Source organism: Streptomyces sp. NBC_00249, assembly GCF_026342355.1.
Taxonomy (GTDB): domain Bacteria; phylum Actinomycetota; class Actinomycetes; order Streptomycetales; family Streptomycetaceae; genus Streptomyces.
The window spans coordinates 403,720-427,102 of record NZ_JAPEMV010000004.1 but is presented as its reverse complement, the minus strand read 5'-3'; the positions used below and the strand labels follow the sequence as shown (position 1 = coordinate 427,102).

Here is a 23,383-nt window from a genome sequence, read left to right as displayed (position 1 = left end):
GTCCCCTACCCGCCCTTCCACCGTTCCCTGGGGCTCCGCCCCAGACCCCGCGCCTCAAACGCCGGCGGGGCTGGATCTATCCAGCCCCGCGTAGGGTCAGCGGTATGAGTGAGCAGGTGGGTGTCGGGCGGGAGTGGCGGGAGGCGGCCGGGCGGGACGGGGTGGTCCTGCTCGACGGGTTCCACGCCCTGAAGCACGCCCTGCGCTTCGGCGCCGAGGTGCTGGCGGCCGTCGCCGACGACCCCGAGGCGGTACGGGCGCTCGCCGCCGGGCTGGCTCCGGACGTGGCCCCGCAGGTGGAGCGGCTGGTGCGCCGGGCCGAGCTCAAGGAACTGCTGCCCCGCGTGCACCCCACCGGGGTCGCCGCGCTCGCCGTCCGCCCCGACCGGGAGCAGGGCCGGGCCGCCCTGGCGCGCACCCCCCGCACCGCCCCGATCGTGCTGCTCGACAACCCCCGCAACCTCGGCAACGTCGGGGCCGTCGTCCGCCTCGCCGCCGGCTTCGGCGCCACCGGGGTGCTGACCCGGGGCGACCTCGACCCCTGGCACCCGAACGTGGTCCGTGCCGGGGCCGGGCTGCACTACGCCACCACCGTGGACCGGGTCGAGCTGGAGGAACTCCCGGCGGGGCCCGTGTACGCGCTCGACCCGGAGGGCGCCGACATCCGCGCCCTGACCCTCCCGGACGACGCCCTGCTGGCCTTCGGCTCGGAACGCCACGGGATCTCACCCGAGCTTCGCGCCCGCGCCGACCACCTCGTCTCCCTGCCGATGCGCCCGCAGGTCTCCAGCTACAACCTGGCCACCAGCGTCGCCATGACCCTCTTCCACTGGGGCGGTCCCCCGCCGGCCGCCGAGCAGGGCGGCGAGCACTCCTAGGACGCCGACGCCGACGCCGACGCCGACGCCGACGCCCACGACCGCCGCGGCCGCGCCGAGCGTCGTCGCGTCGGGGTGGAGCAGGGGCTGGGGCCTGACGGCCTTACGGCGTCGGGCCCCGCCTCTGGCGCAGGGTTCGGGCTTCAGGCCTGGCGGCGGACCTCCACCACGCGGAAGCGGTTCGCGACGAACGCGCCGTCGCACAGCGCGGCGTTCGCCGCCGGGTTGCCGCCGGAGCCGTGGAAGTCGGAGAAGGCCGCGGTCTGGTTGACGTACACCCCGCCCGTCAGGTTCAGCGACAGCTGCGCCGACTCCTCCAGGCAGACCTCCTCGATGGCCCGCTCGGTGTCCGCCGAGGTCGTGTACGCGCCGACCGTCATCGCGCCCTTCTCCCGCACCGTGCGGCGCAGCAGCTCCAGGGCGTCCGCCGTGGAGTCGACGGCCACCGCGAAGGAGACCGGGCCGAAGCACTCCGACAGGTACGGCGCCTCCGGGTCCGCCTTGGCGGCGTCCAGCTTCACCATCACCGGGGTCCGTACGACGGCGTCCGGGAACTCGGGGTTGACCACCTCGCGGGAGGCCAGCGCGACCTCCCCGAGGCCGGCGGCCGCCTCCAGGCGGGTCTTGACGTCCGGGTTGACCAGCGCGCCCAGCAGGGCGTTGGCACGGGCGTCGTCACCGAGCAGGCCGCCCACCGAGGCGGCGAGATCGGCGACGACCTCGTCGTACGACTTGTGGCCGGCGTCCGTGTCGATGCCCTCGCGCGGGATCAGCAGGTTCTGCGGGGTGGTGCACATCTGGCCGCTGTACAGGGACAGGGAGAAGGCCAGGTTGGACAGCATCCCCTTGTAGTCGGAGGTGGAGTCGACGACGACGGTGTTGACGCCGGCCTTCTCCGTGTAGACCTGCGCCTGGCGGGCGTTGGCCTCCAGCCAGTCGCCGAACTCCGTCGAGCCGGTGTAGTCGATCAGCTTGATCTCGGGGCGCAGGGCCAGGGTCTTCGCGATGCCCTCGCCCGGCCGCTCGACGGCCAGGGCCACCAGGTTCGGGTCGAAGCCGGCCTCGGCGAGGACCTCGCGGGCCACCTTCACCGTGAGCGCCAGCGGGAGGACGGCGCGCGGGTGGGGCTTGACCAGCACCGCGTTGCCCGTGGCGAGGGAGGCGAAGAGGCCCGGGTAGCCGTTCCAGGTGGGGAAGGTGTTGCAGCCGATCATCAGCGAGATCCCGCGCGGCACCGCGGTGAAGGTCTTGCCCAGCTCCAGCGGGTCCCGCTTGCCCTGCGGCTTCGACCAGTCCGCCTGCCCGGGGACCCGGGTCTGCTCCTCGTAGGCGTAGGCCACCGCCTCCAGGCCGCGGTCCTGCGCGTGGGGTCCGCCCGCCTGGAAGGCCATCATGAAGGCCTGGCCGCTGGTGTGCATGACCGCGTGCGCGAACTCGTGCGTCCGGGCGCCGATCCGGGCCAGGATCTCGATACAGACCAGGGCGCGCGCCTCGGGCCCGGCGTCCCGCCAGGAGCCCATGCCGACCCGCATCGCGGGCAGCAGCACGTCCGGGTCGACATGCGGGTACTCGACGCCCAGCTCCGGGCCGTACGGGGACACCTCGCCGCCCGCCCAGCCGTCGGTGCCGGGCTGCCCGAGGTCGAAGCGGGTGCCGCGGACGGCCTCGAAGGCCGCGAGGCCGTCGGCCGGGGCGCTCTCGCCGTACGCCTTCGGGTGCTCGGGGTGCGGGGACCAGTAGGCGCGGCTGCGGATGGCAGTCAGCGCCTGGTCCAGGGTGGACCGGTGCTTCTCGGTCAGCTGGGGGAGGGTGAGCTCGGCGGCCATCAGGGACCAACTCCTCGTTGAGCCGGGCAAGATCGGACTGGGTCGCAGACCGGGATCAGGCAGGGGCGGGTGAAGAAGAGCAGACTGGAGTTAGAGTAACCGAACGATCGGTCGGGACAAGAGGGCCCGGCAGACCTGTGGATAAGTCGGTGCGGGAGGATCAGGACATGACAGCAATCGAGCGGTCCCGCACTGTGGCGGTCGTCGGCGCCGGCACCATGGGACAGGGCATCGCCCAGGTGGCCCTCCTCGCAGGTCACCGCGTGCTGATCCACGACATCGACCACGACCTCGCCGCCGCCGGAGCGGCCCTCGTGCGCGAGCGCGTCGAGCGGATGGCCGCCAAGGGCCGCCTCGACCGGGCCGAGGCCGAGGACGCGATCGGCCGGATCGGTGCGGCGGACGGCCTCGCCGCCCTCGCCGACGCCGCGCTCGTCGTCGAGGCCGTCGTCGAGGACGCCACCGTCAAGCGTTCGCTCTTCGCGGCACTCGAAGGAGTGGTCGCGCCGGACGCCCTGCTGGCCACCAACACCTCCTCCCTCTCCGTCACCGAGCTCGCCGCCGGGCTCGCGCGCCCCGGCCGCTTCCTCGGCCTGCACTTCTTCAACCCGGCCCCGCTGCTCCCGCTCGTCGAGGTGGTCAGCGGCTTCGCGACCGACCCGGCCGCCGCCGAGCGCGCGTACGACACGGTCCTGGGATGGGGCAAGAACCCGGTCCGCTGCGCCGACACCCCCGGCTTCATCGTCAACCGGATCGCCCGCCCCTTCTACGCCGAGGCCTTCGCGGTGTACGAGGAGCAGGGCGCCGACCCGGCGACGATCGACGCCGTGCTCCGCGAGAGCGGCGGCTTCAAGATGGGCCCGTTCCAGCTGACCGACCTGATCGGCCAGGACGTCAACGAGGCCGTCACCCGCTCCGTGTGGGACTCCTTCTTCCGGAGCCCCAAGTTCACCCCCTCGCTCGCCCAGCGCCGCCTGGTCCAGTCGGGCCGCCTCGGCCGCAAGTCCGGGCACGGCTGGTTCCCGTACGGGGACGACGCGCTCCAGCCCGAGCCGCACACGGCGGGCCCCGAAGCGGCCCCAGACAAGGTCACCGTCGTCGGCGACCTCGGCCCGGCCGCCGCGCTCGCCGAGCTCATCGAGGAGGCCGGGATCGCGGTCACGGCCACCGAGCACGGCGGCCCGTACATCCAGCTGCCCGGCGAGGGCCAGCTGGTGCTGGCCGACGGCAAGACCTCCGTGGAGTTCGCGGACGTCGTCTACTTCGACCTCGCGCTGGACTACCGCCAGGCCGGCCGCGTCGCGCTCTCCGCCAGCGAGGACACCACCGAGCGGACCCTCGCCGAGGCGATCGGGCTCTTCCAGAAGCTCGGCAAGAAGGTCTCCGTCATCGGCGACGTCCCCGGCATGATCGTCGCCCGGACCGTGGCCATGCTGATCGACCTCACCGCCGACGCCGTCGCGCGCGGCGTCGCCACCGCCGAGGACATCGACACCGCGATGCGGCTCGGCGTCAACTACCCGATGGGCCCGGCCGAATGGCACGACCGGCTCGGCCGGGACTGGGCGTACGACCTGCTGCACCACCTGGACGAACGCTGTCCCGGAGGCCGCTACGCGCCCTCGCTGGCCCTGTTCAAGCTGGGCTACGCGGCCGGCGAGGACGACGCCGACGGCGAGGGGGAAAGCGCATGACCACCACCCGGCGGGACACCTACACCCCGGAAACCCTGCTGACGGTCGCCGTCCAGGTCTTCAACGAGCGCGGCTACGACGGCACCTCGATGGAGCACCTCTCCAAGGCCGCGGGCATCTCCAAGTCCTCGATCTACCACCACGTCGCGGGCAAGGAAGAACTGCTGCTGCGCGCCGTCAGCCGCGCCCTGGACGGGCTCTTCGCGGTCCTGGAGGAGCCCGGAGCGGTACGCGGCCGCGCGGTCGAACGGGTCGAGTACGTCACCCGCCGCACGGTCGAGGTCCTGGTCTCGGAGCTGCCGTACGTCACCCTCCTGCTCCGGGTGCGCGGCAACACCCGCACCGAGCGCTGGGCCCTGGAGCGCCGCCGTGAGTTCGACCACCAGGTCGCCGACCTCCTCAAGGCCGCCGCGGCCGACGGGGACCTGCGCGCCGACGTGGACATCAGGCTCGCCACCCGCCTGCTGTTCGGCATGGTGAACTCCCTGGTCGAGTGGTACCGCCCGCACCCGGGCACCACCCCCGACCAGCTCGCGGACGCGGTCGTCCACATGGCCTTCGACGGCCTGCGCACGACCCCGTAGACCCCACGCCCGCGGCCGTCCCCCGAGGGGGTGGCCTAGGCCGTCTCTTTCGGAGGAAGAGACGGCCTAGGCCTCCGTGAGGGTGGTCGGTGGGGTGGTGGAGGGGCCCGGGGCCAGGAGATCCGTTTCTTCGAAGACCAGGAGCGTGCGGGTCGAGAGGACTTCCGGGATGGCCTGGAGGCGGGTCAGGACCAGTTCGCGCAGGGTGCGGTTGTCGGGGGTGTGGACCAGCAGGAGGACGTCGAAGTCTCCGCTGACCAGCGCGATGTGGGCCGCGCCCGGCAGCTCGCGGAGCTTCTCGCGGACCGTCCGCCACGAGTTCTGGACGATCTTCAGGGTGATATAGGCAGAGGCGCCCTGACCTGCGCGTTCGTGGTTCACGCGGGCCGTGAACCCGCGGATCACCCCGTCGTCGATCAGCCGGTTGATCCGGGCGTAGGCGTTCGCGCGCGAGACGTGGACCTGCTCGGCCACCGAGCGTATCGACGCGCGCCCGTCCGCCTGGAGCAGCCGCATGATCGAGCGGTCGATGGGGTCCAGGGGGCGCGGCGGGACGGCCGGTGCCTGGGGGCCCCCGGAGGCGCCCGGGGCGCCGGTGGCACCCCCCGGTGGGACCGGTACGGAACCCGCTCCGGCCATTTGTTCATCCGGCATTGCCCACTGCCTCCCTCTCCTGGACGTCCTGCACCCATCCCAGGGCCCCGCCGCCACTTTGTCCACAGCCTGGAGCCGCCTGTAGCCAAATTGCGCCAACGACCGAACAATCGGTAGGTGAGGCGCCTCACACCCGAGACGTCCCTGCCCGCTTCCCACGAGGAGGTGTACGCCGCCATGACGGTCCAAGAGCTGCCCGGTGCCGGTGCGTCCCACCGTGCCACCCCGCCGCCCGCCTGGAGGCCCCGTACGGAGGCCGCCCCGCTGCTTCCGGACCCCGAGCCGTACCGGGTGCTGGGCACACCGGCGGCCGACCGCCTCGACCCCGCTCTGATGCGCCGGTACTACGCCGAACTGGTGCGCGGCCGCCGATACAACGCGCAGGCCACCGCGCTGACCCGGCAGGGCCGTCTCGCCGTGTACCCCTCCACCGTGGGCCAGGAGGCCGCCGAGATCGCGGCCGCACTGGTCCTGGAGGAGCAGGACTGGCTGTTCCCGAGCTACCGGGACACCCTCGCCGCCGTGGCGCGCGGGCTGGACCCCGTACAGGCCCTGACGCTGCTGCGCGGCGACTGGCACACCGGGTACGACCCGCGCGAGCACCGGATAGCCCCGCTGTGCACCCCGCTCGCCACCCAGCTGCCGCACGCGGTGGGCCTGGCGCACGCCGCCCGGCTGCGCGGCGACGAGGTCGTCGCCCTCGCCATGGTCGGCGACGGCGGCACCAGCGAGGGCGACTTCCACGAGGCGCTGAACTTCGCGGCCGTCTGGCAGGCCCCGGTCGTCTTCCTGGTCCAGAACAACGGCTTCGCGATATCCGTGCCGCTCGCCAAGCAGACCGCCGCCCCGACGCTGGCCCACAAGGCCGTCGGGTACGGAATGCCGGGCCGTCTCGTCGACGGCAACGACGTGGCCGCCATGCACGAGGTCCTCACCGAAGCCGTCCAGCGGGCCCGGGCGGGCGGCGGGCCGACCCTCATCGAGGCCGTCACGTACCGGATGGAGGCCCACACGAACGCCGACGACGCGACGCGCTACCGCTCCGACGCCGAGGTGGAGGCCTGGAAGGCGCACGACCCGGTGGAGCTGCTGGAGCGCGAGCTGACCGCGCGCGGGATCCTTGACGCCGCCGGCATCCAGGAGGCCCGCGACGCCGCCGAGGCGATGGCGGCGAACCTGCGCGAGCGGATGAACGCCGATCCGGTCCTCGACCCGATGGACCTCTTCGCACACGTCTACGCGGAGCAGACCGGCCAGCTGCGCGAGCAGGCGGAACTGCTGCGTGCCGAACTGGAAGCCGAGGACGACGCATGAGCACGGTGGCCGAGCAGGCGGTGAAGCCCGCGACGATGGCGCAGGCGCTCACCCGGGCCATGCGCGACGCGATGGCGGAGGACCCGACCGTCCACGTGATGGGCGAGGACGTCGGCGCCCTCGGCGGGGTCTTCCGGATCACGGACGGACTCGCGAAGGAGTTCGGCGAGGACCGGGTCACGGACACCCCGCTCGCGGAGGCCGGGATCCTGGGCACCGCCGTCGGCATGGCCATGTACGGGCTGCGGCCGGTCGTGGAGATGCAGTTCGACGCGTTCGCCTACCCGGCCTTCGAGCAGCTCATCTCGCACGTCGCGAAGATGCGCAACCGCACCCGGGGCGCGATGCCGCTCCCGATCACCATCCGCGTGCCGTACGGCGGCGGCATCGGCGGCGTCGAGCACCACTGCGACTCCTCCGAGGCCTACTACGTGGCCACCCCCGGACTGCACGTGGTGACCCCGGCGACGGTCGAGGACGCGTACGGACTGCTGCGCGCGTCGATCGCCAGCGACGACCCGGTGGTCTTCCTCGAGCCCAAGCGCCTGTACTGGTCGAAGGCCGCCTGGTCGCCCGAGTCGCCGGCGTCCGTGCCGGGCATCGGCAAGGCCCTGGTCCGGCGCACGGGCGCGAGCGCCACCCTGATCACCTACGGACCCTCCCTCCCGGTCTGCCTGGAGGCGGCCGAGGCGGCCCGCGAGGAGGGCTGGGACCTGGAGGTCGTGGACCTGCGCTCGCTGGTCCCCTTCGACGAGGACACCGTCGTGGCCTCCGTACGCCGTACCGGGCGCGCGGTGGTCGTCCACGAGGCGGGCGGTTTCGGCGGGCCGGGGGCGGAGATCGCCGCCCGCGTCATGGAGCGCTGCTTCCACCACCTGGAGGCCCCGGTGCTGCGGGTGACGGGCTTCGACATCCCGTACCCGCCGCCGATGCTGGAGAAGCACCACCTGCCCGGCGTGGACCGGATCCTGGACGCCGTGGCCCGCCTGCAGTGGGAGAACTGATGCCGCAGGTACTGGAGTTCAAGCTGCCCGACCTCGGTGAGGGACTGACCGAGGCGGAGATCGTCCGCTGGCTGGTGGCCGTGGGCGACGTCGTCGAGATCGACCAGCCGGTGGTGGAGGTCGAGACCGCCAAGGCGATGGTCGAGGTGCCGTGCCCCTACGGGGGCGTGGTCACCGCCCGCTTCGGCGAGGAGGGCACGGAGCTGCCCGTCGGGGCCCCGCTGATCACGGTGGCGGTCGGTTCCAGCACCCTGCCGGAGCCCGACCCGGCCGCCGGGGAGGGCTCGGGCTCGGGGAACGTGCTGGTCGGATACGGCACGGACCACTCCCGGCCCGCGCGGCGCCGCCGGATCCGCCCGGCGGCAGCGGCGGCCCCCGCCCCTGCTCCTGTCGCGGCTCCGGCTCCGGCCCCTGCCCCGGTTGCGGCGCCCGCGCCCGTCGCCGTGGTGCCCGCCGGTCCGGTGCCCGTGATTTCCCCGCTGGTCCGCAAGCTGGCCCGGGACAACGGGCTCGACCTGCGGGAGCTGCGCGGCTCCGGCCCCGAGGGTCTGATCCTGCGGGCCGACGTCGAGGCGGCCCTCAAGCCCGTGGAACCCGCGCCGACGGCCGTCGCCGCGACCGCCCCCGCCGGGGAGCGGATCCCGCTCAAGGGTCTGCGCGGCGCCGTCGCGGAGAAGCTCTCGCGCAGCCGGCGCGAGATCCCCGAGGCCACCTGCTGGGTCGACGCGGACGCCACCGAACTGATGGCGGCCCGCGCCGCGATGAACGCCGTGGACGGGCCGAAGATCTCGGTGCTCGCGCTGCTGGCCCGGATCTGCACGGCCGCGCTCGCCCGGTACCCGGAGCTCAACTCCACCGTCGACCTCGAGGCGAAGGAGATCGTCCGGCTGCCGTCCGTGCACCTGGGCTTCGCCGCACAGACCGAGCGCGGGCTGATGGTCCCGGTGGTCCGCGACGCCCACACGCGCAGCCCGGAGTCCCTGTCGGCGGAGTTCGCCCGGCTGACGGAGCTGGCCCGGGCGGGCAAGCTCACCCCGGCCGACCTCACCGGCGGCACCTTCACCCTGAACAACTACGGGGTGTTCGGGGTCGACGGCTCCACGCCGATCATCAACCACCCGGAGGCGGCGATGCTCGGCGTGGGCCGGATCATCGACAAGCCGTGGGTCCACGACGGGCAGCTGGCGGTCCGCAAGGTCGTCCAGCTGTCGCTGACCTTCGACCACCGGGTGTGCGACGGCGGCACGGCGGGCGGCTTCCTGCGGTACGTCGCCGACTGCGTGGAATCCCCGGCGGTGCTGCTGCGCACGCTCTGACGGTCCGGGGCGGGGGCGGTCCCGCTGCGCGGGACTTCTCCCCGCCCCGCCCTTCGCCCGTTCCCCGGGGCTCCGCCCCGGACCCCGGACACCGCGCGCGGAGCGCCGTCGCCGTCAGACCGTGAGCAGCAGCTTGCCCACGTGTCCGCCGGACTCCATCACCCGGTGTGCCTCGGCGGCCTCGGCCATCGGGTACGTCGCGTGCACCACCGGCTGGATGCGGCCGGAGGCGATCAGGGGCCACACGTGCTCCCGTACGGCCGCCACGATCGCCGCCTTCTCCTCCAGCGGCCGGGCCCGCAGGGAGGTCGCGGTGATCGCCGCCCGCTTGGCGAGCAGCGCGCCCAGGTTCAGTTCGGCCTTCACGCCGCCCTGGAGCCCGATCACGGCCAGCCGGCCGTTCACGGCGAGCGCGTCCAGGTTCCGCGCCAGGTACTTCGCGCCCATGATGTCCAGGATCACGTCCGCCCCGGCCCCGCCCGTCGCGGCCCGCAGCTCCTCCACGAAGTCCTGCTCGCGGTAGTCGACGAGGATGTCCGCGCCCAGCTCCGCGCAGCGCGCCAGCTTCTCCTTGCCGCCCGCCGTCACCGCCACCCGCGCGCCCACGGCCTTGCCCAGCTGGATCGCCATGGTCCCGATGCCGCTGGCCCCGCCGTGCACGAGCAGGGTCTCGCCGGGACGCAGCCCGGCGACCATGAACACGTTGGACCACACCGTGCAGACGACCTCCGGCAGCGCGGCGGCCGCCACCAGGTCCACGCCCGCCGGTACGGGCAGCAGCTGGCCCGCCGGTACGGCGACCCGCTGCGCGTACCCGCCACCGGCCAGCAGCGCGCACACCGCGTCGCCCACCGCCCAGCCGGACACCCCGGGCCCGACCTCCACCACGCGCCCGGAACACTCCAGGCCGGGGTGGCGCGAGGCGCCGGGCGGAGGGTCGTAGAACCCCTGTCGCTGGAGGACGTCGGCGCGGTTCACGGCGCTCGCCACGACCTCGACGAGCACCTCCCCCTGCCCCGCCACCGGATCGGGTGCCTCGGCCCAGACGAGGGCCTCGGGCCCGCCGGGCTGCTCGATGGTGATCGCATGCATGGCCCGGAATCTACGCGAAGCCGGGCCCGCCCGTACCGCTACTCGGCCGGTCCGAGGGTGACGTGAGGGGCCGTCGGGGGTGTGGCGCGGACGATGGTGATCAGACGGTCCGTCAACTGGAGCGGGCTCGCGTGCGGGTCGTCGTAGGCGAGCAGCCGGTGCCCGCGCAGCACGCTGACCACCAGGTCCTCGGTCTCCCGGACGCTGCGGCCCACCTCCGGCTTGCGGACGGGCCGTTCGATCAGGTCCAGGCCGGTGCCCTGCTGGATGAGGTCCTCCATCACGGTGCCCGCGCTCGGGCTGAGCACGGACAGCCCGAGGAGCCGGCCGGCCGCGCTGGCGCTCGTGATGACCGCGTCCGCGCCGGACTGCTTGAGCAGCGGCGCGTTCTCCTCCTCGCGGACGGCGGCGACGATCTTCGCGCCCCGGTTGAGCTGGCGGGCGGTCAGGGTGACCAGGACCGCCGTGTCGTCCCGCTGGGTGGCGATGACGATCTGGCGGGCCTTGTGGAGCTCGGCCCGCAGCAGCACGTCGGAGCGGGTCGCGTCGCCGACGACCCCCGTGAACCCCTCCGCGTTGGCCATGTCGATGACCTTGGCGCTGGGGTCGACGATGACGACCTGGTCCTTGTGGAGGCCGGTCGCCAGCAGCGTCTGGAGGGCCGAGCGGCCCTTGGTGCCGAAGCCGACGACGACCGTGTGCTCGCGCAAGTTGTTCCTCCAGCGGTTGAGCCGCCACTCCTCGCGGGTGCGCTCGGTCAGGACTTCCAGAGTGGTGCCGACCAGGATGATCAGGAAGAGCACCCGCAGTGGGGTGATCAGCAGGACGTTGACCAGCCTCGCGCTGTCGCTGTACGGGACGATGTCGCCGTAGCCGGTCGTCGACAGGGTCACGGTCGCGTAGTAGACGCAGTCGAGGAAGTCGACCTGCTCGTTGGCGTTGTCGTGGTAGCCCGCGCGGTCGAGCCAGACGATCAGGACCGTCAGGCACAGCACGAACAGGGCCATCAGCAGACGGCGGGTGACCTGCCGCAAGGGCTTCTCGACCACCCGCTTGGGCAGTTTGACGCGGCGTGAGACGAGCTTCTCGTCGGCGCCCCGCGCCATGGCGTCCTGGCCGTGAAGTTTCACGTGAAACATCCCCCCGAGGCCCACGGCAGGTCCAGGATCTCCAGGTCCTGCCCCGACCGCGCGCCGTGCGGCGGTACGACGGCCAGCGCGTCGGCGGCCGCCACCCCGCGGAGCATCGCCGGGCCGTTCCAGCGCAGCGGTACGGCGTGCTCGTCGGTCAGCAGCACCGGCACGAGCCGGGTGTCGTACGGGTGCCCGGGTACGTCGCCCTGGACCGGCGCCGTGTACCGGGGCCTGCGGCGGCGGCCGGCGAGGGCCCGGAGCAGCGGCTCGGCGAGGGTCAGCAGCCCGGATACGGCGGCCAGCGGATTGCCGGGCAGCCCGACCAGGTGGCGGCCGTCGGCCCGGTCGCCGATCCGGGCCAGCAGCATCGGATGCCCGGGGCGCACGGCGACCCCGTCGACGAGCAGCTCGGCGCCGGCGCGGTGCAGCACGGGGTGGACGTGGTCGACGGGGCCGGAGGCGGTGCCGCCGGTGGTGAGGACCACGTCGGCGGTGGAGCCGGTGACGGCCTCGAACAGGGCCTCGGCGCCGGCCGGGTCGTCGCCGAGCCGGCGGGTGGCGACGACCTCGGCGCCGATCCGGGCGAGCCAGGGGCCGAGCATCGGGCTGAGGGCGTCACGGATCAGGCCGTCGTGCGGGAGGCCCTCGGTGAGCAGCTCGTCACCGAGGACGAGGATCTCCACGCGGGGCCGCGGCCGGGTGACGAGCTCGTCGTACCCGGCGGCCGCGGCGAGCCCGAGGACGGCCGGGGTGACGAGGGAGCCGGTGGGCAGCAGCAGGTCGCCGGAACGGCACTCCTGGCCGCGCGGGCGGATGTCCTGGCCGGTGGAGACGGGCCGCTCGGCGTACAGCTGGCCGCCGGACTCGCGGGCGTGCTCGCTGCGGATCACCGCGGTGGTGTCGGCGGGGATCCGGGCGCCGGTGGCGATCCGGACGGAGGCCCCGTCCGCGAGGGGCCCGGGCGGCTCGGCCCCGGCGAGGATCTCGCCGCCCGGGCGGACCTGCCAGGGGCCCGGGCCGGCGACGGCCCAGCCGTCCATGGCGGAGGTGTCGAAGGAGGGCAGGTCGCCGAGGGCGTCGAGGGGCGCGGCCAGCACCTCGCCGAGTGCCTCCGCGAGGGGGACGCGGTGGGTGCGGCCCCGGGCGCCCGAGCCGGCGCGTACGGCGCTCTCGCGGGCGCGGTGCCAGGGGGAGGCGCGGTGCTCGGGGCCGCCGCCGCCCGGGCCGTGCCCGGGGTCGCGGCTGACCAGGGCGAGGGCCTCGTCGAGGGCGCCGTCGGCGTCGGTACGGGTCATCCGGAGCCGGTCTCCTCGGGCTGGACGGGGCCGCTCTGGGCGGGGTCGGTTTCGGCGGCCCACCGCAGGGCGAGGTCGGCGGCCTTGCGGGAGGCTTCGGCGACGGCCCGGGCGGGGTCGGTGCCGGCGGCCTCGGCGCGGGCGGCCGCGTAGCCGACGAGGAAGGTCGTCAGCGGCGCCGCGGGCCGGGCGACGCCGTGGGCGGCGTCACGGGCGAGGTCGAGCAGGGTCTTGACGTCGACGTCGACGTCCTCGATGGCGAGCTCGGTCTTGGCGGCGGTGATCCATTGCTCCAGCACACTCCCATGCTCCCTGATGCGGGCCCGGGCCGCCGCCAGGTCCTCCCAGGTGTCGCAGTCGAAGGAGGCGAGCGGCGCGGCGGCGGTGATGGTCGCCAGGTCCAGTTCGGCGGTCAGGGCGCGCAGGGGCAGGTCGCGCAGGTGACCGTGCTCGGTGGCGAGCAGGGCGAGTTCGCGGCGCAGCGGTTCGGTGCGGTAGGCGGCGACGAGGGGCTGGTCGCGGCCGTCGGGGTCGCGGAGCAGCACGCCGTCGGACGCGGTGGCGTCGAGGGGGGCGCCGTCCGACGCGGCGGCGTCGAGGAGGGCGTGGACGGTGTCCCGGTCGAGGAAGGGCAGGTCGGCGGAGAGTACGAGGACCAGCTCGGCGGTCGTCTGCCGCAGCCCGGCGTCCAGCGCGGCCACGGGGCCGCCGCCGGGCGGGTCCTCGCGGGCCCAGCGGACCGGGCGGGCCGTTGCCCTCCGGGCGCCGACCACGACCGTCGCGCGGGCGTCCGCGCAGGCGTCCAGGACCCGGTCCAGGAGGGCGCGGCCGCCTACGTGCAGGGCGGGCTTGTCGGCCCCGCCGAGGCGGCGGGCCGCGCCGCCGGCCAGGACGATCGCGTCGTAGGTCATGGCTTCGAGTATGGCCGTCGGGGCGGTGCCGTGGGGGCGCCGCTTACCGCCGCCTTACCGGGGCCCGGACGGGGTTCGTGGTGCCGCTGCGCGGGGCTTGCTCCCCGCCCCACCCTTCGCCCGTTCCCTGGGGCTCCGCCCCGGACCCCGCGCCTCAAACGCCGGCGGGGCTGGAAGGTGGCGGCGTAGCCGTGCGTCTGCGGGTCCGTTCCCTGGGGCTCCGCCCCGGACCCCGCGCCTCAAACGCCGGCGGGGCTGGAAGGTGGCGGCGTAGCCGTGCGTCTGCGGGTCCGTTCCCTGGGGCTCCGCCCCGGACCCCGCGCCTCTAACGCCGGCGGGGCTGGTTGTGGCCGGCGTATCCGTTCGTCTGCGGGGCTGGATGTGGCCCGGGTATGCCGAAACGGCTGGGGTGCGTTCACCCCAGCCGTTTCCTGGTCTGCGCCGCGGGCTAGAGGTAGGGGCCCGAGCGGACGGCGCCGTGGGGGCCTTCGTCGTCGTCCTCGTGGGAGGCGCCCGGCGGCAGGGCGCGGCGCATCTGTTCCAGCTGGGCCCGCGCCGCCATCTGCTGGGCGAACAGGGCCGTCTGGATCCCGTGGAAGAGACCCTCCAGCCAGCCCACCAACTGTGCCTGCGCGATGCGCAGTTCCGCCTCGGAGGGGATCGCCTCCTCCGTGAAGGGCAGGGAGAGCCGTTCCAGTTCCTCGACCAACTCGGGGGCGAGGCCGTCCTCCAGTTCCTTCACCGACGCCGCGTGGATGTCCTTCAGACGGACCCGGCTGGCCTCGTCCAGAGGGGCGGCGCGCACTTCTTCCAGAAGTTGCTTGATCATGCTGCCGATCCGCATGACCTTGGCAGGCTGTTCGACCATCTCCGTCACCGGAACCTCGCGCGACTCGTCATCGGCGCCGCCGACCGCCGTCCCGTCCTGTCCCACGATCAGGACGTGCGGGGGACTGTCCTGCGACCGTTCACTCCTCGGCATCTCCATGCCGACATTCTCTCGCACACCTCCGTACTCACACGGTGTGCCCCCGTACAGGCGTGATCCACCCTGTACGGGGGCACCTGCATCAGTCGGCCGCGCGCCGTGCCAGTGCGCCGTTCGAACGGGTGACCAGTGCCGCCAGCAGGGCCGCGCCGAGCGGGACCAGGACCAGCAGTCCGGCGACCGTCTCCCACGGCACCGCGATCGGCACGTAGATCTCGGCGTCCCTCGCCGTGGCGTAGCCCATCTCGAGGCCGCGGCTGATCAGGCGTTGCTGTTCCCGCTCCTGGGTGAGCCGTAGCCCGACCGCCGGCAGGATGCCCGCCGCCGTGCCGAGGACCACGCCCATCAGGGCGACCACCCCGCACTGGAAGCCGCTGAGGGTGCGCCGGACGCGAGGGGCCGCGCCCACCGCCGCCAGGGTCTTGAGGTCGGCTTCGGAGTCGGCCTGGGAGAGGCCGGTGGCGATGCCGGCGGCGCCGATGGTGACCAGGCCCGCGAAGATGCCGAGGGCGAGGGCGCCGGCGGTGCTCTTGTCCTGGTAGCCCTCCTCGATCTTCACGCGGGCCTCTGCGCCCGTGAGGTCGATCTCGCCGTTCAGCCGCTGCCGCTGCTCGGTGGAGGCCTTCCCGTCGAGGCTGAAGTACGTGCCGACCGGCGCCGTGGTGATGCCGGCGGCCTTGGTGGCGGAGGGCGGTACGACCAGCTTGAGGCCCCAGCTCACGGTGGAGGCGGGTGCCTGATGGACGGTGAGGACCCGGTCCTCGCCCGGGATCTCGGCGTGCTTGGCGGAGGCCGCGCCGGCCGCGGCGGAGTCGGTGACCAGCCGCAGGGTGACCTTGCCGTCCTTGACGATGTTCCGGTCGAAGGCGACGGCCTGACCGGCCTTCAGGGCCGACACGGAGCCGGGGTCGGTGACGGCGAGCACGCTCAGCAGCTTCTCGTCGGCGACGACCGTGTCGAAGGGGGAGATGTACTCCCGCATCGCGCAACGCGGGTCCTTGCGCAGTTCCTTCTCCTTGTCGGGCGGGAAGGAGGCGGGGCCGTTCTCGGCCTCGTAGAGGGGGCAGCGCTGTTCCTTCGGGGTGATGACCTCCACGCTTCCGCAGCCCGGAGCGGTGGAGCGGGAGCGGCAGTTCACGTTCCCGGCCACCATCCGCTCCGCGTCGGCGCGCACGGCCACCGGGAGGCTCCTCGAGAGCGCGTCGCGCAGGGCGGGCACGTGCTTCTGCCCGCTGTTGTCCGCGGAGATCAGGAAACCGGCGTTCGCGGGCAGTTCGGCGGTGTACTCGTGCCGTGCCTGCACCTCCTGGCTGTGCTGGTACGTGGACACGGCCACGGTTCCGGCGACGGCGGCCAGTACGGCGGCCACGGCCGGCGCCGTACGCCCCCGGTTGCGGACGGCGTCGCGCAGGGCGAGCCGGGGGGACAGCGGCAGCCAGCGCCCGAGTCGCCCGAACAGGCCGACGAGGGCCGGGGTGAGGGCGACGACGCCCAGCTCGGCGAGGGCGCTGCCGCCCGCGACGAAGGTGGGGCTGACCCGGTAGTTCGTGCCGTAGAGGGCGATCGCGGCGCCTCCGGCCACGGCGAGGAGCCCGATCACGGGCAGCACCCGGTTGGCGCGGCGGATGCCGCGGCGGCCGGTGAGGGAGGCCAGTACGGTCTGCCGGGAGGCGGTGATCGCGGGGGCTATCGCGGCCAGCAGGCCGGTCAGGACGGCGAGCAGGGCGATGCCGAGGAGTTCCAGCGGGCGGAAGTCGAGGCCGCCGAAACGGATGCCGATCTGCTCCTCCAGCCAGGACCGCAGCCCGACCATGAGCGCGATCCCGACGGCGGAGCCGATGACGGCGGCCGCCGCTCCGATGACGAGGCCGCCGGAGAGCACGACGGCCCGGATGTGCCGACGCTCGCCGCCGTTGGCGCCGACCAGGCCCAGCTGGCGGCGCGAGCGCCGGGCGCCGACCGCGAAGGCCGGTCCGGCGAGCAGGCAGATCTCCAGCATGGCGAGGCCCACGACGGTGATCAGGACGGCCTCCTCGGTGATCCGGCCGCCGTCGTTGCCCGTCTCCTCGAACTCTTCCTTGCGCTGCTGCTTGAACAGCGGCACGTCGGAGTCGGCGGGGGGCCGCAGGGTCACGACGCGGGAGAGGACGAGCGCGCTCCTGCTGTTGGCCTCCTTGACCATGTTCCACGTGAAACCTTCGCCGCCGACGGCCACGAGGTAGGTGGACCGGGCGTTCAGTCCGTCCGTCCCGGCGGCCTGGAAGGCCTTGTCGAGCGGGGCGAGCAGGTTCCCGGGCAGGGCGAGGAGTTCGAGGTTCTTCAGCGCGGAGGGCAGCTCGTACGCGCCCACGATCTTGTACGGGACGGGGGAGCCGCGCGGGGTCGCCGAGGAGCCGACCTTCAGCCCGGAGGCCTTCAGGAAGGCCTGGGTGGCGATGACCTCGCCGGGTCCCTGGGGCAGCCGGCCGCGGGCCAGGGTGAGGATCCCGGCGGTCAGCGGGTTGTGTACGTCCAGCTCGCGCAGCTCGGTATCGAGCAGCCCGTGCGTGGTGTGCACCTTGGTGTGGGCCCTGGTGTCGACGGTGAACTTGGCGGTGGCCGGGAAGGCCGACTTCAGCGGCGGCAGTGCTTTCGCGGCGTCGGCGTCGGGCCGGTACTTCTCGTAGCCGCCGACGGGCGCGAAGTGCTTCCAGTCGGGGTGCTGGTAGACCGCGGCGTCGAGCCCGGACGGGCTGACCCGCGCGTCGGCGGCGCCGAGCTGCCGGTCGAGCTGCTGCCCGGGGGAGAGCTGGGCGCTGCGCAGGGTGAGGTCGGCGGCGCTCACCCCGACGATCGGCAGGGCGATCATCGCGAGGACCAGAACGCTGCGGCCCTTCGCGCGCCAGGCGTCGCGGCGGGCTATCCGCAGGGCCGCGATCCAGGAGTGGTACCAGGAACCGATCAGGGAGCTCACAGGCCGGCCGCCCGACCGCTGAGCAGGGAGTCGGCGTGGCTGCGCAGGGTCTCGTCGACGACGCTGCCGTCGCGCAGGAAGACGACGCGGTCCGCCCAGGCGGCGAAGCGGGGTTCGTGCGTGACGAGGATTCCGGCGGCGCCGGCGTCGACGCGGGTGCGCAGCAGGGCGAGGACGGACTCGCCGGTCTCGGAGTCGAGGGCGCCGGTGGGTTCGTCGGCGAGGACGAGCCGGCGGTCGCCGACGAGGGCGCGGGCGATGGCGACGCGCTGCTGCTGGCCGCCGGACATCTCGTCGGGGAAGCGGTCGGCGAGCCGGCGCAGGCCGATCTCGTCGAGGGCGGCGAGGGCCGCGGTGCGGGCCTTGCGGGCGGAGGTCCCGTCGAGTTCGAGGGGGAGGGCCACGTTCTCGGCGGCGGTGAGGGCCGGGATGAGGTTGTAGTCCTGGAAGACGTAGCCGATGCTGCGGCGCCGCAGGGCGGCCAGCTGCCTGCGGTTCGCGGTGGTGAGGTCGACGCCCTCGACGAGGACGTGGCCGCTGGTCGGGACGTCGAGCCCGCCCGCGAGGGTGAGCAGTGTGGACTTGCCGGAGCCGGACGGGCCCATGACGGCGACGAGTTCGCCGGGGTACACGCGCAGGTCGATCCCGCGCAGGGCGTGCACCTCGGTGGCGCCGCTGCCGTGGGTGCGTACGAGCCGGTCGAGCTGGAGTACGGGCTGTGAACGGTGCTGGTCAGGCATGAGGGGTCCCCCTGGAACGGTGGTTCAGCCCCGGCGCGTGCGGGCGCCGCGGGGCCGGCCGGCGGTGGTGGCGCCGGTGGTGGGGTCGGTGGTCGTGCCGGAAGGGCCCGCGGGACCGGAAGGGCCGGGAGGCGCGGGCTCCGCGGCGGCGCGGGCGGCCAGCCGGACGAGCCGGGCCTCGGAGTGGTCGAGCCAGCGGGCCTCGGCCTCGGTCTGGAAGATCAGCTGCTCGAGGACCAGCAGCCAGGCCAGGTCGTCGCGTTCGTCGGAGCGGCCGCTCTCGACGGCGGTGATGGCCTGCGCCTTGAGCCGGGTGTAGTCCTGCATGGCCTGGATGGTGGCGTGCCGCTGGGACTGGATGACGGCGCGGATGTCCACGCCGGGGGCGCCCACGGCCATGGCGAGCTTGATGGACAGCTCGTCACGGGGCGGGTTGGTGCGGTCGACGGGGCGCTCGTACCACTCGTGCAGTTCGGCGCGCCCGGCGTCGGTGACGGCGTACAGGGTGTGCCCGGAGGCGTCCTCGCCGCCGGGCTCGACGAGGCCGTCGCGCTCCAGCCGGGCGAGGGTCGTGTAGACCTGCCCGACGTTCAGGGGCCAGGTGGAGCCCGTGCGGGATTCGAATTCGGTGCGGAGCTGGGAGCCGTAGCGAGGGCCCCGTTCCAGTAGGGCCAGGAGCCCGTGACGGATCGACATACTCAGTATGTATACCGAGTATGCTCCTCACCGCAAGTGCCCCCGACCGGCCCCTGACCAGCCACGGACCTCCGGAGGCCCACCTATCGGCCGCGTCGCAGGCGCATCCCCATGTACCCCAGCCCGACCCCCATCAGGGCCAGCCCGGTACCCAGCGGCAGTATGTGCGCGGCCAGGTCGGCGGCCCGGTCGTTGGGCTCGGTGCCCAGCGCGGAGACCGGGGCGGGACGGCTCGGTGCCACGGCCGGCGCACTGCTCGCGGCGGCGGCCGGCTCCCGGCGCGGACGCTGCGGAGGCATCGGCCGCAGCGGCCGGGAGGCCACCGCGAGCTCGGGGTCGGCCCGCTCGCCGGGGGGCCGTCCGGGGCGCTCCCGCCCGACGCCCGCAGCGCTGCCGGCGAGCTCCTCGTAGGCCTCCTCGGGTACGTCGGCCACCACGACGGCACGCACGGGCGCGGCGGGGTCGGGGGTGCGGCCGGGGACGGCGTTCGCGGGCGCGGTGGCCAGCAGCGCGGCGGCGGCCAGTGCGGCCCCGGCCGTCCAGTGCGGTGCGCGCAGGCGTTGGGTCACGGGGAGCCCCTCCCGTTCCGGGCACGCGAGTTGCCGCTTCGGCGAGGTGCCGGGACGGCCTGCCCGGATTCACACGCTCAGGTTTACATAGTGGGGCAAAAGCGGCATCCCGGGCCGCCCATCAGGGTGGCCCGGGATGCGGGTGTGTCGCGTGCGTCACGTGTGGCGGGGCGCTGACGCCCCGCGGGGCCCTTACGCGCCGCGGGGCGCCGTCGCGCCCCGCGCCACTACTGCGGGTCGCCCGTCGAGACGTACAGCGTGAACTCGGTCTTGTCCTTCGAGACGTCAGAACCGGCGGCCGGCATCTGGTCCAGGACGGTGTCCTGGCCCCAGACCGCCTCGTCACGGGTCTCGATCTTGAAGCTCCAGCCCGCCGCCTGGATGCACTCCTTCACCGAGCGCAGGTGCTTGACCCGGAAGTCCGGCGCCACGACCTTGGCGGCGTCCTTGTAGGACTTCGACGCGTTCTTGCACTTCTCGGGGTCGATCGTGCGGGTGGTGTCGGGCCCCTTGTGCCCGGCGGGCGTCGAACCCGAGGGCGACGCCGAGGCGGCCGGGTTCGCCGCGTTGTCGTTCCCCTTGTCCTTGTCCTCGTCCATGTTGAGCACCGCGATCAGACCGCCGATGGCCAGCAGTGCCACCACGATCGCCCCGACCACGACCGGCGTGTTCCGCTTCCCGCCGCCCGAGGCGGCCGGGGCCGGCGCGGGCGACGGGGAGATGGTGAACGGCGGCGGGGTCTGCGGGGCGTACTGCTGCGGCGCCGGCGTCGCGTAGCCGCCCTGCGCGTGCAGCGGCTGCTGCGGCGCGGGCGTCGGCGCGTACGGCGACGGGGTGTGCGGGGACGGGGTGTGCGGCGCCTGGTAGGGCTGCTGCACGGACTGCGGCGGGGCCGTGTGGTAGCTGGTGCTGGTGTCCACCGGCGGGAACACGGCCGAGCCGACGCCCGCCCCGCTGCCGCCCGTGGCCGCGCCCGGCACGATCACCGGAGCACCCGCCTGCCCGGCCGACATCACCCGCATGACCTCGTCCCGCATGGCCGCGGCCGTCGGGAAACGCTCGTTCGGGTTCTTCTTCAGGGCCCGCGCCACCAGCGCGTCCATCGCCGGGGTGATCGACCGGTTGACGGTCGACGGAGCCACCGGCTCCTCCTGGACGTGCGCATACGCTATGGCCAGCGGCGAGTCCGCCTCGAAGGGGATCCGGCCCGTCAGCAGCTGGAACAGCATGATGCCGACCGAGTACAGGTCGGAGCGGGCGTCGACGCCGCGCCCCAGCGCCTGCTCCGGCGACAGGTACTGCGGGGTGCCGACGACCATGCCGGTCTGCGTCATCGAGGTGACCCCCGACTGCATGGCCCGCGCGATGCCGAAGTCCATGACCTTGACCACGCCGCGCTTGGTCATCATCACGTTGCCGGGCTTGATGTCACGGTGGACCAGGCCCATCTCGTGACTGGTCTCCAGCGCGGCCAGCACGTCGGCCGTCACCTTCAGCGCCTTGTCGGCCGGCATCGCCCCGTACTGCTGGATGTCCGCGTCCAGGACCGAACCCAGCGGGCGGCCCTCCACGTACTCCATGACGATGTACGGCATGAGGGCGCCGTCGAGCTCGCCCTCGCCGGTGTCGAAGACCGAGACGATATTGGTGTGCGACAGTTTCGCAACAGCCTGCGCTTCACGCCGGAACCGCTCGCGGAAGGACGCCTCGCGCCCCAGTTCACTGTGCAGGGTCTTGATGGCGACCTGCCGGTCGAGCGCGGAGTCGTACGCGAGATAGACGGAGGCCATGCCCCCCTCGCCCAGCAAATCCCTTAGCTGGTAACGGCCACCGGCCAGGGAGCCGCCTGCGTACCGGCCCTGCGTGCCGTCCTGGCTCATGACTGTTGCTTCCCCTCGGGCTGTGTCCCTACGCGTCTGGCTGAGCGCATGTCGCGCCCAGTCTGCCGGAGGGCAAGCACACGTCAAGCCAGGTGCCCGTTCCGTGACCAGGGTGCTACGGGGTGCCTTTGTCCGAACGGTGACCGGTTCGGAGGCTGTAGCGTTCATCGGAGCACCCGATGAGGACCCACCGCTAGAGCGGACGAGAGAGACGACGGCGAGGACTGATGGCACCCGAACCCGAGGGAAACGGCGCCGGGATGGCCGAAGGTCCTGAGCACTGGGGCGCAGGCGGCCTGGTGGGCGACGGACGTTACCGTCTCACGCACCGGCTGGGCCGCGGCGGTATGGCGGAGGTCTTCGCGGCCGAGGACGTGCGCCTGGGCCGGACCGTCGCCGTGAAGCTGCTGCGCGCCGACCTCGCCGAGGACCCGGTGTCCAAGGCCCGCTTCACCCGTGAGGCACAGTCGGTCGCCGGACTGAACCACCACGCCGTGGTCGCCGTGTACGACTCGGGCGAGGACCGGGTCGGCCCGAACGTCGTCCCGTACATCGTCATGGAGCTGGTCGAGGGCCGCACCATCCGCGACCTGCTGATCAGCGCCGAGGCCCCGGGCCCCGAGCAGGCGCTCATCATCGTCGCGGGCGTCCTCGAAGCCCTCGCGTACTCGCACCAGCACGGCATCGTGCACCGCGACATCAAGCCCGCCAACGTCATCATCACCAACACCGGCGCGGTGAAGGTGATGGACTTCGGCATCGCCCGCGCCCTGCACGGCGCGCAGTCGACGATGACCCAGACCGGCATGGTCATGGGCACCCCGCAGTACCTGTCGCCGGAGCAGGCCCTCGGCAAGGCCGTGGACCACCGCAGCGACCTGTACGCCACCGGCTGTCTGCTCTACGAACTCCTCGCGCTGCGGCCCCCCTTCACCGGGGAGACCCCGCTGTCGGTGGTGTACCAGCACGTCCAGGACGCGCCGGTGCCGCCCTCGCAGCTGCCCGAGGGCGGCTCCATCCCGCACGAACTCGACGGCCTGGTCATGCGTTCGCTGGCCAAGGACCCGGACGACCGCTTCCAGAGCGCCGAGGAGATGCGCGGGACCGTCCAGTACGCGCTCCAGATGCTCCACGACCAGGGGCCGAACACCGGCACCTGGAACACCGGCCCGGTCGGCATGGCGCTCCCGCACGGCCAGCCCGGCGGCGCGCCCACCTCCGCCATGCCGATGGGCGGCAACGGCGGCCAGCGGCCCCAGTACCCCTCGCACGCCTCGACCTCGCAGTTCCAGCAGCCGATGGTGCCCCCGCTGAACCCGGACGACGGCACCGCCTTCCCGGGCGGCGGCGGTCACGGCGGCGGTGGCCAGGGCGGGCACGGCGGCTACGACGGCTACGACGACCGACGCGGCAGCGGCCGCTGGAAGATGGTCGTCTTCGCGCTGCTCGCGATCCTCGCGATCGCCGGCGGTGTGGCGTACGCGGTGAAGACCGTCGGCAAGAACTCCGGCGACACCGACAAGCCGAGCACCACGCAGAGCTCCCCGGGCGCCTCGCAGAGCAGCGACAAGAAGGATTCCGAGACCCCGTCGGCGCCGTCGACCACGGACTCGGGCAGCTCGCACGAGGAGACGTACGTCCCCACGCCGAGCCGCAGCAAGTTCACGCCCACCACCAGCCCGTCGACGACGCCGCCGACCTCCCCGCCGAAGACGACGCCGCCCGTGGACCCGTCGCCGCCGAAGACGACGCCGCCGGTGGACCCGCCGACGACGAAGCCGAGCACGCCGACCGGCGGCGGCAGCGGCGACCCCGTCAACGAGGCCGGCCTGTAAGCGGCACCGACGTACGCGGAA

18 protein-coding genes and 1 pseudogene are annotated in these 23,383 nt (G+C 73.6%); 7 read left to right on the top strand and 12 right to left on the bottom strand.

Annotation, left to right across the window (positions count from 1 at the left end):
* Nucleotides 1-104: 104 nt before the first annotated feature.
* Nucleotides 105-878 (top strand): RNA methyltransferase, encoded by a 774-nt coding sequence (locus OOK31_RS20290; RefSeq protein ID WP_267088700.1) that lies wholly within the window; start codon nucleotides 105-107, stop codon nucleotides 876-878.
* Nucleotides 879-1,021: 143 nt separating this feature from the next.
* On the opposite strand, the gene paaN is transcribed toward OOK31_RS20290, so the two are convergent.
* The gene (gene paaN / locus OOK31_RS20285; RefSeq protein WP_267088699.1) at nucleotides 1,022-2,704 is read right to left on the bottom strand and encodes a phenylacetic acid degradation protein PaaN; all 1,683 of its coding nucleotides are present in this window, start codon (nucleotides 2,702-2,704) and stop codon (nucleotides 1,022-1,024) included.
* A 167-nt stretch (nucleotides 2,705-2,871) separates the two neighbouring features.
* Here paaN and OOK31_RS20280 point away from each other — a divergent pair, with 167 nt between their 5' ends.
* The gene (locus OOK31_RS20280) at nucleotides 2,872-4,398 is read left to right on the top strand and encodes a 3-hydroxyacyl-CoA dehydrogenase (protein ID WP_267088698.1); all 1,527 of its coding nucleotides are present in this window, start codon (nucleotides 2,872-2,874) and stop codon (nucleotides 4,396-4,398) included.
* Nucleotides 4,395-4,982, top strand: a complete 588-nt coding sequence (locus OOK31_RS20275; protein WP_267088697.1) for a TetR/AcrR family transcriptional regulator — start codon at nucleotides 4,395-4,397, stop codon at nucleotides 4,980-4,982. The genes OOK31_RS20280 and OOK31_RS20275 overlap by 4 nt, the downstream gene beginning before the upstream one ends.
* Nucleotides 4,983-5,048: 66 nt before the next feature.
* On the opposite strand, the gene OOK31_RS20270 is transcribed toward OOK31_RS20275, so the two are convergent.
* A complete protein-coding gene (locus OOK31_RS20270; RefSeq protein WP_267088696.1) occupies nucleotides 5,049-5,636 on the bottom strand; it encodes an Lrp/AsnC family transcriptional regulator in 588 nt (195 codons plus the stop codon).
* Nucleotides 5,637-5,813: 177 nt separating this feature from the next.
* On the opposite strand from OOK31_RS20270, the pseudogene pdhA reads away from it, so the two are divergent.
* The 3 genes and pseudogenes from pdhA to OOK31_RS20255 all read left to right on the top strand — a co-directional run.
* Nucleotides 5,814-6,947: pseudogene (gene pdhA / locus OOK31_RS20265) on the top strand (pyruvate dehydrogenase (acetyl-transferring) E1 component subunit alpha); the annotation flags it as partial.
* Nucleotides 6,947-7,954 (top strand): alpha-ketoacid dehydrogenase subunit beta, encoded by a 1,008-nt coding sequence (locus OOK31_RS20260; protein WP_267088695.1) that lies wholly within the window; start codon nucleotides 6,947-6,949, stop codon nucleotides 7,952-7,954. The pseudogene pdhA and the gene OOK31_RS20260, both read left to right, overlap by 1 nt.
* Entirely contained in the window at nucleotides 7,954-9,270 is a 1,317-nt protein-coding gene (locus OOK31_RS20255) for a dihydrolipoamide acetyltransferase family protein (RefSeq protein ID WP_267088694.1), read from the top strand. The genes OOK31_RS20260 and OOK31_RS20255 overlap by 1 nt, the downstream gene beginning before the upstream one ends.
* Nucleotides 9,271-9,384: 114 nt before the next feature.
* Here the strand turns inward: OOK31_RS20255 and OOK31_RS20250 are convergent, their stop codons facing one another.
* The 10 genes from OOK31_RS20250 to OOK31_RS20205 all read right to left on the bottom strand — a co-directional run bounded on the left by OOK31_RS20250 (nucleotide 9,385) and on the right by OOK31_RS20205 (nucleotide 21,527).
* Nucleotides 9,385-10,362 carry an NAD(P)H-quinone oxidoreductase gene (locus OOK31_RS20250; protein ID WP_267088693.1) on the bottom strand — a complete coding sequence of 326 codons (978 nt, stop codon included), beginning with the start codon at nucleotides 10,360-10,362 and terminating at the stop codon, nucleotides 9,385-9,387.
* A gap of 38 nt (nucleotides 10,363-10,400) precedes the next feature.
* Nucleotides 10,401-11,501, bottom strand: a complete 1,101-nt coding sequence (locus tag OOK31_RS20245) for a TrkA family potassium uptake protein (RefSeq protein WP_267088692.1) — start codon at nucleotides 11,499-11,501, stop codon at nucleotides 10,401-10,403.
* Nucleotides 11,489-12,790: a molybdopterin molybdotransferase MoeA gene (locus OOK31_RS20240; protein WP_267088691.1), complete on the bottom strand. Its 1,302-nt coding sequence runs from the start codon at nucleotides 12,788-12,790 to the stop codon at nucleotides 11,489-11,491. Before OOK31_RS20240 ends, OOK31_RS20245 begins: the two co-directional genes overlap by 13 nt.
* On the bottom strand, nucleotides 12,787-13,701 hold the full coding sequence (locus tag OOK31_RS20235) for an NTP transferase domain-containing protein (RefSeq protein WP_267088690.1): 915 nt from the start codon (nucleotides 13,699-13,701) through the stop codon (nucleotides 12,787-12,789). The genes OOK31_RS20240 and OOK31_RS20235 overlap by 4 nt, the downstream gene beginning before the upstream one ends.
* 448 nt (nucleotides 13,702-14,149) lie before the next feature.
* Nucleotides 14,150-14,689 (bottom strand): bacterial proteasome activator family protein, encoded by a 540-nt coding sequence (locus tag OOK31_RS20230; protein ID WP_267088689.1) that lies wholly within the window; start codon nucleotides 14,687-14,689, stop codon nucleotides 14,150-14,152.
* A gap of 82 nt (nucleotides 14,690-14,771) precedes the next feature.
* The gene (locus tag OOK31_RS20225; protein ID WP_267088943.1) at nucleotides 14,772-17,630 is read right to left on the bottom strand and encodes an ABC transporter permease; all 2,859 of its coding nucleotides are present in this window, start codon (nucleotides 17,628-17,630) and stop codon (nucleotides 14,772-14,774) included.
* 8 nt (nucleotides 17,631-17,638) lie between these two features.
* The gene (locus tag OOK31_RS20220; protein ID WP_267088688.1) at nucleotides 17,639-18,382 is read right to left on the bottom strand and encodes an ABC transporter ATP-binding protein; all 744 of its coding nucleotides are present in this window, start codon (nucleotides 18,380-18,382) and stop codon (nucleotides 17,639-17,641) included.
* A 24-nt stretch (nucleotides 18,383-18,406) separates the two neighbouring features.
* A complete protein-coding gene (locus tag OOK31_RS20215; protein WP_267088687.1) occupies nucleotides 18,407-19,078 on the bottom strand; it encodes a PadR family transcriptional regulator in 672 nt (223 codons plus the stop codon).
* 83 nt (nucleotides 19,079-19,161) lie between these two features.
* On the bottom strand, nucleotides 19,162-19,647 hold the full coding sequence (locus OOK31_RS20210) for a hypothetical protein (protein ID WP_267088686.1): 486 nt from the start codon (nucleotides 19,645-19,647) through the stop codon (nucleotides 19,162-19,164).
* Between the two features lie 227 nt (nucleotides 19,648-19,874).
* On the bottom strand, nucleotides 19,875-21,527 hold the full coding sequence (locus tag OOK31_RS20205; protein WP_267088685.1) for a protein kinase: 1,653 nt from the start codon (nucleotides 21,525-21,527) through the stop codon (nucleotides 19,875-19,877).
* 227 nt (nucleotides 21,528-21,754) lie between these two features.
* Here OOK31_RS20205 and OOK31_RS20200 point away from each other — a divergent pair, with 227 nt between their 5' ends.
* Entirely contained in the window at nucleotides 21,755-23,362 is a 1,608-nt protein-coding gene (locus tag OOK31_RS20200; RefSeq protein ID WP_267088684.1) for a protein kinase, read from the top strand.
* Nucleotides 23,363-23,383 lie beyond the last annotated feature (21 nt).